Raw genomic sequence first — 16477 nt, 5'->3', positions numbered from 1 at the left:
ATTCACTTCCTACTTAATTTACATTTGCCTTTTGATAGTTATCGCAAGGCCTTGCGATAGTTATGGTAAGACCTTTCGACAATTGTGGCAAGGCCTTACCACAGTTATCGTAAGGCAATTCCCTCGGCAACTAATCGAGCTTTATTGGGGGGGATAAGTTCTATTTGAAACGACTTTTTTTATACCTTTGTCCATATATATTTTTTATTCATCATGAAAAAACTGTTATTCTTCTTCTGTTCCCTCATCGCTTTATGGGGAAATAATTTCTATGCAGAGGCACAGCCCTCCCAGAGATTGGTCAATGTAGTCGTATCACCGGATCGTACAGACTGGAAATATCATGCAAAAGATCCGGTTAGTTTTACCGTTCAGGTATTCCAGAATGAAAATCTGGTAAAAGACGTTATCATCGATTACGAAGTAGGTCCCGAGTTTTTCCCCACGGAGAAGAAACAGGACATAAAACTAAAGGATGGTAAAACAACTATCAAATCAAGCATGAAAGAACCGGGCTTTCTCCGTTGCAAGGTCGTTGCTAAAGTAAACGGACGGAATTATGAAGGCATGGCGACTGTTGCTATCGACGAAAACCAAATTCAGCCGACAACAAAAAATCCGGAAGATTTCGACAGCTTTTGGACAAATGCCATCAGCGATGCACGCAAAACGCCATTGAATCCAATGATGACACTGTTGCCCGACAGATGTACTCCGACTCAAAATGTTTATCATGTCAGTTTCCAGAACGAACGTCCGGGTTCCCGCATGTACGGAATTCTGATTGTTCCCAAAAAAGAAGGCAAATATCCGGCAATTCTCCAAGTCCCGGGGGCTGGTATCCGCCCCTATAATGGCGTTAATTTCGGGGATGATGTGATTACGTTGGAAATCGGCATTCACGGCATTCCGGTCAACATGCCATACGAAGTGTACAACAATCTGGGCGCCGGCGCATTAAATAATTATATGGGTATCAATAAAAACGACCGGAATTCACATTATTATAAACGTGTTTACCTCGGTTGTGTACGCGCAGTCGATTTCATCTATTCCTTGCCTGAATTCGACGGCTCGACAGTTGGAGTGACCGGAGGTAGTCAAGGAGGTGCATTATCAATCGTAACAGCCGGACTGGATTCGCGCATCAAGTTCCTGGCCGCTTTGTATCCGGCCCTATGTGATTATGCCGGCTATTTGAATAAACGGGCAGGCGGTTGGCCGCATTATTTCCAATACGTACAACCGGCTCCTAATGAAGTAGAAACACTGGCCTATTTCGACGTTGTAAATTTTGCCCGCAGGGTAAAAGCCCCGGGATGGTACAGTTGGGGATACAATGATACGGTTTGCCCGCCTACTTCCACTTATTCTGCCTACAACGTCATCCCGGCAGCAAAAGAATTACATCTTTATCTGGAAACCGGACACTGGACGTATCCGGAACAGGAATGGGAACGTATTAAATGGTTGCAACAGCAATACAAATAATCAGAATCCTGATATAAAGGAATAATCAAGCGTGTGAAGTAGAGTTTTCCCTTCACACGCTTGCTATAAATTCAAAAACATACGGCTTATCGTTCGGATAATGGAAAATGTAATCCGAAGTCACTTTACCGGTGCAATCTTTATATTTTTAAGTTCAACTCCATCCGTACGGAAAAGCAATTTACCGACAGTCAGGCCGGGACGGTAGGAAATCATCGTACGCTGTCCGGCTATTTCCACATCGATTATAGACCCGCCAAACTTATCAGTCCTGTTTACCAGTAGGCGGACAGTAAACGGTTTTTCCACACCGACTAAATTCTCCAAGGCATAATTCCGAACCTGTTGCGGATTTCCTCCTTCCCGTAACGACTTCTCTTTGGCGGAGAAATCAAGCGTAGAACCAACCCCGAACTGCGCTCTTCTGTCATTCATATCAAGTTGCCATTCACAAGCATCCTTCTCTCCTTCACCGGATAAGAACAGGATTCCAAACTTTCCTTCTTCCACTTTTGAAGGAAAGACATCGAAAGAAACCATAAACGATTGGTTATCCATAGAGAAAGTTTCTGTTTCAGTCAGTTTCTTTGCTAACAGTTCAGACTTTCCGATTTCAGGTATAATCTCTTCCATCCATTTGGTTCCAACGCGACCATCCGGATATTGTATCAATTCATGGATAATCAGCGGACCGCCCCAAGGAGCCAGTTGCATCCAACCGGCCATCAGAAAACGGCCGCCCGGTATTTCAGTAATGGCCGGCACGCTCAATCCATTATAAAAATCGAGCCCTTGACTGACAATATCCTGATAAGCTATTTCAGGAGCATCGGCCGGCTTAGACCACAAACGGGTGAAACCTCCGATAATATAATCATAATTACCCCAACGGAAGAAGAAAGTACAATCCCCACCCAGCGGAAAATCCGCATTCAGACATTGCCAGCCGCCGGCAACCTTATCAGTGCCCCAAGTTCCTTTCGCACCATAGTTTGCCAACATTCTCAAATTTCCGTCCGGGTCGGTATAGATGCTCGGATTTTCACAAGGATGATATAAAAGATGAGTCTTCTTAAAATTCGAAACTCCATCTCCACTTATCGAATAAGTCGAACCGGCGGGTACAACAGTAATCGTATCATAATTGAACGAACCGGTATAACCATGCTTTTCCAGATATTCCCATTGCAGAGGAAGAGCCGTTTTCTCCCTCGGATAGATACGAGTCGTATGGAGGCCGTAACTGAGACAAAGTTTACCGTCGAAAACGAAAGGTGTTCCCGTTCCGAATGTTTCCCATTGTTCCTCTATCGGAGTAGCCGCTTCATGTTCAGTCCATGTTTTAAAGTCTGCGGTAGACAGATGTTCGAAATAATGTCCCCCACGGCCGAATTTACTGGCATGTCCACGGCGGTCGAATAAGTAAAAGATATGGTAACGCCCGCTATGGAAAAAGGTAACCACATCCCCCACCCAAGCATTATGTGCGGCAGGTGTCCAATATTGGATACCGGGAGTTAGCAAAGGAACCGGGGATTGTACTCTTTCCGGTTGAATAGCCGGGAAATAGATAGCAGCCTCCCTTACATACTGAGTGTTCAATTTCCAGCCCTTCATCTTTTCTGCCAACGGATACCCCAACGGAAAGTCGTTATCCAACAATTTCCCGTCCACATACATCGTCCAACGTACGCCGGTAAAGTTAAGAACCACTTCATGTTCTCCATATGGTTCATCCAATATGGCAAACGGAATACCGATAATCATATCCTGAACAGGATTCGCTTCGACCGGCAATTGCAACGCGAGGCTCGCCTCCAGAACCGGGACAGAGCCATCTGGCATTTTAAAAGCCGGATAATTTTGCTGTTTGCGGTCATTCACATCATGCTGACGAAGGCAAACCCGCATAACTTCCGGTATTTCCAGTATATTTTGTTCACTGTCAAAATCTTCCAGATTTACTCTGAATGTAAGGGTAAAACCTTTCGTTATGTCTGAAGGAACAGATAAGGAAGCCTGCGGAGACTGTCCGGAAAGCCTGCTTTGTGCAACCGGTAAAGTCTTAAAACTCCAGAAAGGGCTTAACAACTCAACTTTGCTACTCTCCGAAACAGCCACACAGCCGGAAATCATCATTACATTAATCAAAGCCAAGACTAATGCAATCCTAAAAAACAGTATCTTCCTCATAAATAATTTACACAAATTACATGACCGGTGCATCCGGAGCCTTACCCGGAACGGGAGCATCTCCCCCTTGCAGTTGGGAGCAAGAAGTCATTACCGCGGATGTCATACCTAATGGAATACCGGCACCTAACAGGGCGGTGTTTGTTAAAAAGTCTCGTCTTTTCATGGCAAAATGTAATAAATTAGATTCAATATTCTCTCAAATATACTGAGTATTAACGGAAACAGAAAACATTTTCTTCCTTTTATCATTCATATTATTAAGAGTATATGCGTCATCAAATTGTATTTTAAACAATAAACAAATACATCTTGTAGTATTAACGAGAAGTACGACCATTTCAGAGACACAAGCCATGACAATAATTAAAAAAAGCTAACTGCTGAATAATATATGCCAAGTTCATTTTTTTCGTATCTTTGAAGTCTTACATAATTCATCACAAATAATGAAAAACACAAAATTACTTCTTCTTTGGGGACTTGGCGCGAGTGTCCTTTTTTCATGCAAAGAAGTGGACGCCCCGACTCCCGTATTGCCTGTACCGACTCCCGAACAAGTAGAATGGCACAAAATGGAAACTTATGCTTTTGTTCATTTCGGCCTGAACACATTTAATGACCTCGAATGGGGATATGGCAACACACCTGCTTCCACATTCAACCCTACGGAACTGGATTGCGACCAATGGGTTCGTACCATTAAAGCAGCCGGCCTGAAAGGAGTTATCCTGACAGCCAAGCATCACGACGGTTTCTGTTTATGGCCCACGGCCACCACTGAATACAGTGTCAAAAACGCTCCTTGGGAAAACGGAAAAGGAGATATGGTGCGCGAACTTTCCGATGCCTGCCGCAAACACGGGTTAAAGTTCGGACTGTATCTTTCCCCTTGGGACCGTAATAGCGATAATTACGGCAAACCCGAATACGTCCAAAAGTTTCACGCCCAAATGCATGAACTGATAACACAGTACGGCCCCTTATTCGAATACTGGTTCGATGGAGCAAACGGAGGTAACGGCTGGTATGGAGGTACAAATGAAACCCGTTCCATCGACCCGAATACTTACTATAAATATGAAGAAGCCCGCGACACTATCAAAAAGCATCATCCGGCAGCCATGATATTCGGAGGAACCGTCCCCGATATCCGATGGATTGGCAACGAAGAAGGCTGGGCCGGAGACACGCAATGGAGTCCATATTCCTATCAAAAAGAAACAAACTACCGTCAAAGCCAATGGGGTATGGAAGACGGCGACAAATGGTTGGGAGGCGAATGCGACGTATCTATCCGCCCGGGCTGGTTTTATCATGCCCGCGAGGACCATCAGGTAAAATCGCTCGCCCGTTTGGTCGATTTATATTACCGGAGCGTAGGGCATAATGCCAACTTCCTGTTGAATTTCCCGGTCGCACTGAACGGCAAGATAAGTCCGTCCGACTCTGTCCGTGCCGTCGAATGGTTCCAGACTATCCAAAATGACATGAAAGACAACTTGCTAAAAGGTGCATACGCCGAAGCCAGCAATACGCGCGGACGGAAATTCAGCGCCTGCATGACGAACGATAACGAATGGGATACTTACTGGGCCACGGAGGATAATGTGACAAGCGGCAGCCTGACATTCACTCTCAGCACCGCCTCGGAGCTGAACCGTCTCCTCATCCAGGAATATATTCCATTAGGACAACGTATCAAATCATTCAACATCGAATACGAAAACGGAAGCAAATGGTTCCCGGTCGAAGCAGTCGACTCCACTACTACTGTCGGATATAAGCGTATCGTCCGTTTCCAAACTGTAAAAGCCGACAAGATTCGCATTAACTTCACGGATGCACGCGGTCCGCTGTGTATTAATAATGTAGAAGCATTCCTGGCCCCTGCCCTCGTAACGGAGCCACTTATTTCCCGAAACCTGGCAAACGAAGTCACCATTCGGGGCGGAGATAAAAATTCGGAAATCCATTACACAACCGACGGAAGCGAACCGACAAAAGATGCTCCCGTTTATACCAAGCCTTTCCTTTTCCCACAGAAAGGTACTGTAAAAGCGATTACTTACGACAAGACTTTCGACAAATCGAGTCCTGTATCGGCACTTCCTTTGGATATTCCGGCTACAGATTATACCGTCCTTTCTCCGAAAGACGAGAAAGCATCCGTCATCTTCGACGGAAACGGATATACTACGTTTTATTTACCGAAAGGGAAACAAGAGATAACCATCCTGCTGAAAAAGGATGAAGACATTTGCGGTTTCCGCTACACGCCCAACCAGGGACGGGATGCCGGCGGCCATATTTCACACTATCAGCTATACGTTAATAATAAGAAAGTTTCCGAAGGAGAGTTCTCGAATATCAAACATAATCCGGTAGAGCAGGAAATTCATTTCCCGGCAGTGAAAGGAAAAGAAATCCGGTTAGTCGCAACCCATGTCGTCGACAATGCATCACAAGCCGGTATCGGAGAGTTTTCCGTAATCACGCAATAAACAGAAGAAAAAACGTAAGCTTTCCGGGAAAAAAGCGCAAGGATTTTCCCCGGAAAGCTTACGTTTCTTACCACCCCGGCAAACAAGTTTCTTAGGAAGAATAGGTCATAAACCAATGCGTAACCTTTTCGCTGTAAGTTTTTGATATAGGAATATCGGGAACACCTTCAACACCCAACTCCATGTAAACGCCATCTTTCTCACGGCGTATCACCTTTACTTGATCAAAATTGACCATATAAGAGCGATGAGAGCGCAGGACATTCGTGTTTGCCAGACTCTCTTCTATCGCTTTCAAGGAGTTACGAAGCATGAATTTGGTCAATACCCCTTTATTCAGATACCAGATACATACATAATTATCGGCAGACTCGATGTACAACAAATTGCTCCGTTTCACGGAAAGGCGCAGTTCATGTTTCTCATCATAAAAAGAAAAAACAGTCTGATGGACAGCCGTTTCAGCCTTCTGCTCTTCCAGCAATCGAAGCTGACGCTCCTTTTCTTTATAAGAGAAATAGAGATGCAAAACCGAGTAAGGCAACAGAAGCACAAGGCTCGTATTAATAGCCGACTCCTTAAACGCACTCAGATATTCCCGTTCCGGGTTCAGCACCAGGGTATAAATGGTATAAAACATAGACATGAAAAATATCTCCAGTACAATCCAAAGCGCATACCCACTCATCGTCACTCCGTGCTTCCGGCCCCAGTAATACATCACAATCCGGCTAATCACCACCACCAATACTCCCGTCAAAATAATCAGACTGGAGAAAACGAAGAACTTAAATTCCGATACCGGATACCAGTTGGACGAGCTAAACGGTTTATATATATTGATAAAGATTAATGCGAAGAGAGCTGTCAACAAAACAAGTCGGACAATATTCGACTTCTCGTAAATGTATTCCGGTATTCTATGACTTCCTACTCCCATACTTTTCACCTATTAGTTGGAACAAATGTACACATATTTCTTTTGACATTCGCCCCTCATATAAATATTTTGCCCCCAAATAAGGCTTTCTGCCCCTGATAAAAGTCATCTGAACCATTTATTTTGAAAGACTGTTTTTGTGTTGTTAGTTTGTAAAAAATTCAAACGCAATATGGATATTTCGATTCGAACACAACAGCTGAACAGTCTTTTTTCGTACGATAAAAAGGCGGAGCTCGAGGACAGTCATCTGGAAATTCTGCCTTTTCGTTTTACACAAACAACCGGAGCCGGCGAAATAAGCCAATTCCAGCGTGAGTTGGCTACGACCGAGTTTTGTTCCATCCCCGACAATCGTATACAAGAGAACCAATCATTCACCTATACCATCTTTGCCCCTTCCGGGAAAGAGAAACGTGACAAAGCGATTATCCTGTTGCACGGACTGAACGAACGGAGTTGGGAAAAGTATCTGACATGGGCGGAATATCTGGCCCGGAATACCGGAAAACCCGTTATTCTTTTTCCGATAGCTTTCCACATGAACCGTACGCCCAGCCAATGGTGTAACCCGCGTGAAACCTTATCGTGGGTAAGTGTCCGGAAAAAAGAGATAGAAGACCTTAGCAATTCGACATTCGCCAATGTGGCACTTAGCAGCCGGTTGTCGAAAAATCCGCTACGTTTCTACGCATCGGGACGGGAATCGGTCTACAATCTCTGGCAATTGGTTCAGGAGATAAAAGACGGCAGGCATCCGTTGTTCAAGGAAGATACCTCCATCAATCTATTCGCTTATTCGATTGGAGCGCTCTTGTCACAAGTATTATTACTGTCGAATCCGGAAAAGATGTTCAACGACACACGGTTATTCATGTTCTGCGGCGGCTCCATCTTCAGCGAAATGGACGGAAATGCGCGGGACATTATGGACCAAGCGGCGTTCGACAGTTTGCAACATTACTACCGGAACGACTTTCTCGAACAACGTTCACTCCCGACTTCATTCAAGAACGATTTCCTGGAACAGGCCTTCAAGGCAATGATACGTCCGGATGTTTTAAAGGACTACCGCGAATCCTTTTTCCAACGCGCCTGCAACCGGATACGGGCTATTTCCCTGAAAAAAGATAAAGTGATGCCTACCGGTGGAGTCATAAAAGCGTTGGGAAAAATATCAAACAAGATACTGGAAGAAATAGACTTTCCTTTTCCTTATTCGCACCAAGTACCTTTTCCTTTCCGCTCACAAACAGACCGGACACTGATAAATCAGGCTTTCCTGAATGTATTCGGTAAGGCGGCGGCTTTCCTCTAATACCTACAAATAGTTATTCAGGCAGGGGATATATCGCCCTAAAGTTACCTAATTATGGCGATTGATGCGCTTTCTATTTATAAAGACCTTTGCATCGTTTTACTAACGATATTAAACAATATATAAATTGAAAGCTTATTCTAAACTTCTCCTGCTTATCCTTCTGCTATCATCCTTCACACATGTACATGCACAAAACGATGCGATGATTTCGGGCAAAATACTATCAACTGAAAAAGAGATAGTCGATTTTGCAACGGTTTATCTGAAGGGTACAAATTACGGCTGCGTAACCAACCAGCAAGGAATCTACCACCTGAAAGCTCCTGCCGGCGACTATACACTGGTAGTATCAGCCATTGGTTACCAAACGGTAGAAAAAACGGTAAAACTTTTCAATGAGAACCGGACCAGGCTGAACATAACAATTACCCCACAAAACACTGAACTCGATGAAGTCGTAATAGTTTCCAACGGTATCAGCCGATTGAAACGTTCCGCCTTCAACGCTGTAGCACTCGATACGAAAGCCCTGCAAAACTCCACTCAAAACCTGAGCGAGGCACTGGTTCAAGCCCCCGGCATGAAAATCAGGGAGTCCGGGGGTGTCGGCTCGGATATGCAGTTGATGATGGACGGATTCAGCGGCAAACACATTAAGATATTTATCGACGGTGTGCCGCAAGAAGGGGTCGGGAGTTCGTTCAGCCTGAACAATATCCCGGTCAACTATGCCGAACGTATCGAGGTATATAAAGGAGTTGTTCCTGTCGGTTTCGGAACAGATGCCATCGGAGGTGTCATCAATATTATTACTAAAAAGAACCTCAAAAGATGGTTTCTGGATGCTTCTTATTCCTACGGTTCTTTCAATACACACAAATCTTACGTGAATTTCGGGCAAACATTCCATAACGGTCTCACCTACGAAATCAACGCATTTCAGAATTATTCGGACAATGATTATTATGTGGATACTCCGGTAAAAGACTTTGCGACAGGGGCTATCAACAAAAATAAGATAGAACATGTCAAACGTTTCCATGATACATATCATAACGAAGCGGTCATAGGTAAAATCGGTATCGTAGACAAAAAGTGGGCAGACCGTCTGATGTTCGGATTCACTTACTCCCGCATGTACAAAGATATACAAACCGGCGTGCGGCAAGAAGTTGTATTCGGAGGAAAATATCGTAAAGGCTATTCCCTGATGCCGTCGTTGGATTACAGCAAACGGGACTTGTTTACAAAGGGATTGGATGTGGTTCTGACAGCCAATTACAATAAGAATATGATTAACAATGTGGATACATCCTCCCTCGAATATAATTGGAGAGGAGAAACACGTCCTCTCCGAATGCCCGGAGAACAGTCTTATCAGAACATACGTTCGGATAATAATAACTGGAACGGAACATTAACGGCTAATTATCGCATCGGCAAAGCGCATACCTTTACATTCAATCATGTATTGAATTCTTTCCAACGTTCAAACAGGTCTCTTCTGGATGAAGACTCGGAAGCTAACGCCATTCCGAAAGAAACCCGTAAAAACATCAGCGGTCTTTCCTATCGCCTGATGCCGTCGGAATACTGGAATGCCTCCGTTTTCGGTAAATATTACAACCAGTTCATAGCCGGCCCTATTGCCACATCCTCAGCTCAAGACAAGTACACCCGTATAACCAACTCCGTCAGTGCAATGGGTTACGGAGCGGCAGGAACCTATTTTATCCTGAAAAGCTTGCAGGCAAAACTGTCGTACGAAAAAGCCTATCGCCTGCCGACAAACGAAGAGATGTTCGGTGATGAAGACCTCGAAACCGGAGACATTTCCCTGAAACCGGAAAACAGCAACAACCTCAACTTCAATTTAAGCTACAACGACCTTTTCGGCAAACATTCCATATACGTGGAGGGAGGAGTTATCTATCGGAACACAAAAGATTATATCCAACGCAACATCGTAGACTTGAGCGGAGGCAAATCCGGAGCGGCTTATGTCAATCACGGCAAAGTATTGACCAAAGGTTATAATATCTCCGTCCGTTATGGTTTCGCTGACTGGATAAGTATAGGTGGAAACTTTACTCAAATGAATGTACGCGACAATGTAAAAACCGTTAGTAGCGGGACAAGTCAGGAGAGTCTGACATACGGCGCACGTATGCCGAACCTACCTTACCGGTTTGCCAATTCGGATGTGACATTCTATTGGAAAAATCTGGGACAGAAAGGAAACAGGCTGGCAGTCACTTACGATAATTTATACATGCACAGCTTCCCTCTCTATTCGGAGGTAATAGGAAGTGAATCCGAATTTGTGGTTCCTACGCAATTCTCGCACAACCTGACTCTCTCGTATGGTATCCAGAACGGGCGTTACAACCTCTCGTTCGAGTGCCGGAACTTTACAAACGAAAAGTTGTATGACAACTTCAGTTTACAGAAAGCAGGCCGCTCTTTCTATGGAAAAGTCCGGGTGTATTTCGGAGGATAATCAAAGAATACTTCTACAGAACTAAAAATAATAATTATTCAAATTCAATTTTAATATGAAAAAGAGCTATTTAAACTGGAGCTTGGCAGCTATCTTATGCCTGGGCTCAACTACTATTTCATGCGATGATAATATATCCGAAGGAGGAGGAAGCAATGGAGGAGATGAAATCTCATCCGGCTATGTCGTTGCGGCTTCGGTAAACGATGCGAATTGCTTGTTGACAGCCGGTACACTGGATGAAGGCACCGTGTCTGCCAAAAAGAACGGACTGACTACGGAAAGCGTTACACAGTGGGTCTTCTACAAAGACCAATATCTGTACCGATTGGTCTATAATCAGGGAAATGCCGGTTTGACCTCTTCCTACATACTGAATAAGGAAGGGAAAGTAAAAGAACGCCCCAACTCGTATGAAGTGAAGCGTTTCACCTCTTACGGTATTTATAAAGATTATATCATCACCACGTCCACCGGAGATTTGGGTAAAGAATATGCAGATGAGAATGGTTATTTACCCAAAGGCTTCCTCATCAATTATCTGGATGTAAAGAATGAGACCGCCTCCGGCAATCAGGAAGTAATCATGTCTGAAAACTATCTAGGTACGGGAGAATTTGTGACGCTGGCCGGTATCCTGGAAACGAATAATAAAATATTCACCGCCGCCGTTCCGATGGGATTAAGCAAATACGGTGTAGTAGCCGACGGTGGCAAATATGTCAAGTATCCGGAACTCGTAAAGACAGAATCCGGAGGTAGCGGTAGCGGCGCCTACGAAAAAGGGGAATTGCAGTGGACACAATATCCGAACGAATGTTGGGTAGCTATCTATAACAACGACCAATTTCAAAATCCGACACTGCTCAAAACGGACAAAATCAGCTATGCTTGCGGACGTAACCGTTCCCAATACTACCAAACTATTTGGGCAGCCGACAACGGCGATGTATATGTATTCTCACCAAGCTACGCCAAAACCATGACGGCCGATGTACAGAAAACAACTCTGCCTGCCGGTGTAGTACGTATCAAAGCCGGCGCCACAGATTTCGACCCAAGCTATTACTGCAACCTCGAAGAGCAAACAAACGGCAAATCATTCGTCCGTTGCTGGCATATCGCCGAAGATTATTTTATGCTGCTTATGTACGACAGACCTCTGACGGAAACAGGCTTTACGGCAAAAGAGTTGGCTATCTACAAAGGAGAAAGCAAGACCCTTACCTACGTGACGGGAATGCCTTCCGCCGATATTATTTCCGGTTTCGGAAACACTCCGTTTACTGAAAACGGCATTGCCTATATGCCTGTCACAACTACCGACGGAAACCAACCTGCCATCTACCGGATTGACCCGAAAACAGCTACCGCGGCAAAAGGTCTCACAGTAGAGTCGGAACAAATCACGGGCGTTGGTAAATTATCTGTTATTCAGGAGTAATAATCAAGGAAGCCTTATAACGGCTTCAAACAACCATTCGGAAAATGAGAAAACTCTTTGCGAAAATACACTTATGGCTGTCGATACCTTTCGGTATAATCATCACTATTGTCTGCCTGACAGGAGCAATTCTGGTATTTGAAACGGAGATATTGGAACTATGTTATCCCTCCCGTTATTTTGTAAAAGAGGTAAAAGGGAGACCTCTTTCACCGGCCGAGCTGATACATGCAGCACGTCAACAAGTACCGGACTCCGTTCAGATAAACGGCATTCGCGTCTTTTCCGACCCCAAACGGACCTATCAATTGGTTCTGCCCGGGAAAAAGGCCGTCTGTTTTATCAACCCTTACACCGGAGAGATTACCGGAATGGACAACGGTCAAGGCTTTTTTATGCAAATGATGCGCCTGCACCGTTGGTTGCTTGACGAATATAAACGGGACGGCAGTTTCTCGTGGGGGAAAACAATTGTCGGCGTCTCTACCCTGGTATTGGCAATCATTATCATCAGCGGACTCGTCATCTGGTTTCCCCGCAACAGGAAAGTCTTGAAGAACCGGTTGAAGATAAAGACAAAATCCGGCTGCTTCCGTTTCTTCCACGACCTGCATGTTTCGGGTGGTTTCTATGCGGCTTTGCTCCTATTGGCTTTGTCCCTGACCGGCTTGACCTGGTCGTTCGGTTGGTATCGTACGGCTTTTTATACCATTTTCGGAGTCAGTACGAATCAGACACAAGCAGAAGGAAACAGAAACGGGAAAGAGCATAGGGAAGGTTCCGGAAAATCGCAGAGACAGACGGATTATACGCTATGGGCAGAAGTATTATCCGCTATACAAGGCCGTTACTCTGATTACCAATCCATCACCATTCAAGAAGGTTCGGCCACTGTCTCCTCCGCCCGTTACGGGAATACGAGAGGGAGCGACCGGTATTCCTTTCACCCGGAAACGGGGGATATTACGGAAGTCCTGTTATATAAAGACCTCCCTAAGTCCGGAAAAATAAGAGGATGGATTTATTCCATCCACGCCGGGACATGGGGAGGTCTCACTACTCGGATACTGTCTTGTCTGGTATCATTACTCGGAGCTATATTTGCAATAACCGGTTATTACTTCTGGATAAAAAAGAAAATCAGAAGACTTAAATAACCGTACCAGTGCTGTTACTGAAACAGCATCGGTACAAATTCCGAGAGATAGATGCGCCAGTTCCGCCAGATATGTCCGCCGTCGCTTTCACGATAAATATACGGATAACCTTTTTCATCCAGCTTTTGGCGGAACTCGACATTGCTCTTATATAAGAAATCCGTCTTACCGATGGCAATCCAGTAAAGTTTGGGTTTCTTGTCGAACTGTACTTTTAACTTGCCGTCCATATCTTCGTAGATAGGGGACTGCACTTTAGGGTTCGGCATGATAGCAGCAGAGAAAAGTCCGACATAATCGAACATGTCCGGATACTGCTTGGAGATATGCAGGGAGTGAAATCCTCCCATCGACAGACCGGCTACGGCACGGCTGGCTTTATTCTTCTGCACACGATAACGGCTTTCCACAAACTTCACAATATCAGGGAAGCTGGTTTCCATACTGCCTTCCATCGTTTTGGACTGCTGTTCGTCCCTCATTTCCGCTTCGCCGGGAGCAGCTTTCTGGCCGGCATTGCCGTTCGGCATCACGACTATCATCGGTTTCGCCTTTCCCTGTGCTATCAGGTTATCCAAAATCTGGGTGGCACGTCCCAATGTAGGCCATGCCTCTTCGTCACCTCCCATTCCATGCAAGAGGTAAAGGACGGGATAACGTTTGCCGCTTGTCTCGTAACCGGCAGGCGTATAAATCGTGATACGCCGGTCAATGCCCAAAGTCGGACTATTATACCAGCATTTGCTAACGGTTCCGTGGGGTACATCGTTTACCTTATATAAATCCCCTTGTCCGCCACCGATAATAAAGATATTGGTGATGGTCGTAACATCGCGGCTTAAGAAAATATTACCAGGGTCCAATGTCCGCAGGCCATCTACAAAAAAGGAATAGCCGTAGAGTTCGGACGGCAGTGGTTCGGGTGTCGTAAACTCCCAGACTCCGTTTTTCCCCTCTTTCAAGTCCGCGATACCCGAAGGAAGGAAGTCGCCTGTAATCTGTACCTTTATCGCTTTCGGTGCGAAATAGCGGAAAGTGACGGTATTGTCCGGATGAATTTCCGGCGAAACAGTTGGCCGGCCACCCCAAATGGCCTGCTGAGCAAATGTCCATGCACTGATACAGGCAAGGAGCATAAGGATAGATAATTTTCTCATAACTATAGATACTTTTATGTTTCCGGAACCTTTTCCGGTATCCTGCAAATATAAGAAAAAGTCTTTGAAACATCGGAGATAAGTATCCGAAATCAATCCAGGACAATTACTTTATACCGAGGAACCAGCATCTTCATAATCACCCATCCTATCAAATAAGAAACGGAGCAGACACAGAAGATGATAAAGTAGCCCGCCGGCTTGCCCACAAAGCCCATAAAAGTCATCTGGGTTTCATCCGCATACACAAACAAATTGCCTGCAACGAACTGCAAAATCATACAACTGACTCCACCGGCCATACCGCCGATACCCGTTACTGTCGCAATAGCCGACTTCGGAAACATATCCCCTACGGAAGAGAAGATGTTGGCCGACCAGGACTGATGGGCCGCGCAACCGATACCAATCAGGATAATCGGGAACCAGGGAGAAATCGTACCCAGTGGCTGTGCCAACAGTACCAGCAACGGGAAAAAGGCAAAAATCAGCATCGCCTTCATACGGGCGGCATAGGGATTCAGCCCCTGCCGGTTGATAAAGATAGTCGGCAGCTTTCCGCCATAAATGGAAAGCATGGTTATCGCATACAAAGTAAACATAAGCCCCATCCCCAACGGGTCAGAAGTCTTAATATTAAACTGCGTGTTCAGATACGACGGTGTCCAGAACAAGAAGAACCACCAGACTCCGTCCGTCATAAACTTACCCACGGCAAATGCCCAGGTTTGTTTGAAGGTAAAACATTGCAGGAAACCAATCTTATTTTCTTCTAATTCCTCAACATCGTCACTTTCTTCCAACGCTTCCTTATCTTGTTCGATATAAGCAAGTTCCGCCTTGTTCACATATTTACTCTTATCCGGGGTTGTGTATAAGAATACCCACGCACCCATCCAGACAAATCCGAGCACTCCAATTACGATAAAAGCCATCTCCCATCCCCAGAACTTTGCCAGCAGCGGGATAGTAATCGGAGCAATCAGAGCACCGATAGAAGCGCCGGCATTGAAAATAGAGGTTGCATAAGCGCGGTCTTTCTTCGGAAAATATTCGGCCGTCACCTTGATGGCAGCCGGAAAGTTTCCGGCTTCACCTAAAGCCAGGATACAACGGGCGGCCAAAAAGAAATACATGCTGACGGTAGCCAGTACAACCACCACATCCCCGGTTGCCCCAATCAACTCTGCGGCACTGTGCATGCCGACATAATATTCGGTAGCAATACCGCACCCGGCATGCAAACAGGCGCCGAACGACCAGACTCCGATGGCCCAAAGGTATCCCTTCTTCGTTCCCATCCAGTCGATAAAACGGCCGGCAAACAGCATACAGATGGCATATACCATAGAAAAGACAGACGTTATCGTACCGTAATGCGATTCGTCCCAATGGAACTCCGGCTTAATAAACTCGTCCCATGTCAGGGAAAGGACTTGACGGTCGAGATAATTGACTGTTGTCGCGAAAAACAGCATGGCACAGATTGTCCATCTGTAGTTTGTCATTTTTTCAGTAATTCTTTGAGATGTGTTGTTCATGATATTTAATTAGTTATTCCATAATACTTGGCACAAATATAGGAAAATTTTTAATGTGTGTGCGTTTACACTACTATTTTTTATTACATTCGTATTCGGATGCCGGCTGATAAGTCCCGGATGCTTATCAAATGGTTCTCAATGTTTAGCTCAACGGGGCGACAACTGTCACTTTTTTGTTCCGAATGTGTCTTTTTGTAAATAAGGTTGACTCCAAAAAGAGTCAATA

General features: G+C 45.1%; 11 protein-coding genes. 6 read left to right on the top strand and 5 right to left on the bottom strand.

Translation table 11 applies throughout. The annotated features are described in order from the left end of the window. The first annotated feature begins 213 nt into the window (after positions 1-213). Entirely contained in the window at positions 214-1491 is a 1278-nt protein-coding gene (locus DW103_RS17000) for an acetylxylan esterase (protein WP_122278323.1), read from the top strand. 120 nt (positions 1492-1611) lie between these two features. Here DW103_RS17000 and DW103_RS16995 read toward each other — a convergent pair whose 3' ends face one another. Together DW103_RS16995 and DW103_RS16990 are read right to left on the bottom strand one after the other, a co-directional pair. Then, positions 1612-3684, bottom strand: a complete 2073-nt coding sequence (locus tag DW103_RS16995) for a hypothetical protein (protein WP_122278321.1) — start codon at positions 3682-3684, stop codon at positions 1612-1614. A 16-nt stretch (positions 3685-3700) separates the two neighbouring features. Then, a complete protein-coding gene (locus DW103_RS16990) occupies positions 3701-3850 on the bottom strand; it encodes a twin-arginine translocation signal domain-containing protein (protein WP_233545723.1) in 150 nt (49 codons plus the stop codon). Positions 3851-4133: 283 nt separating this feature from the next. Between DW103_RS16990 and DW103_RS16985 the strand changes: the two genes are divergently transcribed. Further along, the gene (locus DW103_RS16985) at positions 4134-6188 is read left to right on the top strand and encodes an alpha-L-fucosidase (RefSeq protein WP_122278319.1); all 2055 of its coding nucleotides are present in this window, start codon (positions 4134-4136) and stop codon (positions 6186-6188) included. Between the two features lie 91 nt (positions 6189-6279). Here DW103_RS16985 and DW103_RS16980 read toward each other — a convergent pair whose 3' ends face one another. Next, positions 6280-7128 (bottom strand): LytTR family DNA-binding domain-containing protein, encoded by an 849-nt coding sequence (locus tag DW103_RS16980; RefSeq protein WP_122278317.1) that lies wholly within the window; start codon positions 7126-7128, stop codon positions 6280-6282. Between the two features lie 172 nt (positions 7129-7300). Between DW103_RS16980 and DW103_RS16975 the strand changes: the two genes are divergently transcribed. From DW103_RS16975 to DW103_RS16960, 4 genes are all read left to right on the top strand, one after another. Then, on the top strand, positions 7301-8446 hold the full coding sequence (locus tag DW103_RS16975; RefSeq protein ID WP_122278315.1) for a DUF6051 family protein: 1146 nt from the start codon (positions 7301-7303) through the stop codon (positions 8444-8446). Between the two features lie 205 nt (positions 8447-8651). Further along, positions 8652-10949 carry a TonB-dependent receptor gene (locus tag DW103_RS16970; RefSeq protein ID WP_122278329.1) on the top strand — a complete coding sequence of 766 codons (2298 nt, stop codon included), beginning with the start codon at positions 8652-8654 and terminating at the stop codon, positions 10947-10949. A gap of 55 nt (positions 10950-11004) precedes the next feature. After that, a complete protein-coding gene (locus DW103_RS16965) occupies positions 11005-12393 on the top strand; it encodes a DUF4374 domain-containing protein (protein ID WP_122278313.1) in 1389 nt (462 codons plus the stop codon). 44 nt (positions 12394-12437) lie between these two features. Continuing rightward, positions 12438-13550 carry a PepSY domain-containing protein gene (locus DW103_RS16960; protein ID WP_122278311.1) on the top strand — a complete coding sequence of 371 codons (1113 nt, stop codon included), beginning with the start codon at positions 12438-12440 and terminating at the stop codon, positions 13548-13550. A 14-nt stretch (positions 13551-13564) separates the two neighbouring features. Here DW103_RS16960 and DW103_RS16955 read toward each other — a convergent pair whose 3' ends face one another. Then, the gene (locus DW103_RS16955) at positions 13565-14707 is read right to left on the bottom strand and encodes an esterase (protein ID WP_122278327.1); all 1143 of its coding nucleotides are present in this window, start codon (positions 14705-14707) and stop codon (positions 13565-13567) included. Between the two features lie 92 nt (positions 14708-14799). Then, the gene (locus tag DW103_RS16950; protein ID WP_122278325.1) at positions 14800-16215 is read right to left on the bottom strand and encodes an MFS transporter; all 1416 of its coding nucleotides are present in this window, start codon (positions 16213-16215) and stop codon (positions 14800-14802) included. Positions 16216-16477: the final 262 nt, after the last annotated feature.

This window comes from Parabacteroides sp. AM08-6, assembly GCF_003473295.1.
Classification (GTDB): domain Bacteria; phylum Bacteroidota; class Bacteroidia; order Bacteroidales; family Tannerellaceae; genus Parabacteroides.
This window is presented reverse-complemented; position numbering and strand designations above follow the sequence as displayed.

Excerpts from the sequence above, each read along its gene's own strand:
- DW103_RS16975 (WP_122278315.1), top strand. The coding sequence starts at position 7,301 with ATGGATATTTCGATTCGAACACAACAGCTGAACAGTCTTTTTTCGTAC.
- DW103_RS16965 (WP_122278313.1), top strand. The coding sequence starts at position 11,005 with ATGAAAAAGAGCTATTTAAACTGGAGCTTGGCAGCTATCTTATGCCTG.
- DW103_RS16980 (WP_122278317.1), bottom strand. The coding sequence starts at position 7,128 with ATGGGAGTAGGAAGTCATAGAATACCGGAATACATTTACGAGAAGTCG.
- DW103_RS16985 (WP_122278319.1), top strand. The coding sequence starts at position 4,134 with ATGAAAAACACAAAATTACTTCTTCTTTGGGGACTTGGCGCGAGTGTC.
- DW103_RS16955 (WP_122278327.1), bottom strand. The coding sequence starts at position 14,707 with ATGAGAAAATTATCTATCCTTATGCTCCTTGCCTGTATCAGTGCATGG.
- DW103_RS16950 (WP_122278325.1), bottom strand. The coding sequence starts at position 16,215 with ATGACAAACTACAGATGGACAATCTGTGCCATGCTGTTTTTCGCGACA.
- DW103_RS16960 (WP_122278311.1), top strand. The coding sequence starts at position 12,438 with ATGAGAAAACTCTTTGCGAAAATACACTTATGGCTGTCGATACCTTTC.
- DW103_RS16990 (WP_233545723.1), bottom strand. The coding sequence starts at position 3,850 with ATGAAAAGACGAGACTTTTTAACAAACACCGCCCTGTTAGGTGCCGGT.
- DW103_RS17000 (WP_122278323.1), top strand. The coding sequence starts at position 214 with ATGAAAAAACTGTTATTCTTCTTCTGTTCCCTCATCGCTTTATGGGGA.
- DW103_RS16995 (WP_122278321.1), bottom strand. The coding sequence starts at position 3,684 with ATGAGGAAGATACTGTTTTTTAGGATTGCATTAGTCTTGGCTTTGATT.
- DW103_RS16970 (WP_122278329.1), top strand. The coding sequence starts at position 8,652 with ATGATTTCGGGCAAAATACTATCAACTGAAAAAGAGATAGTCGATTTT.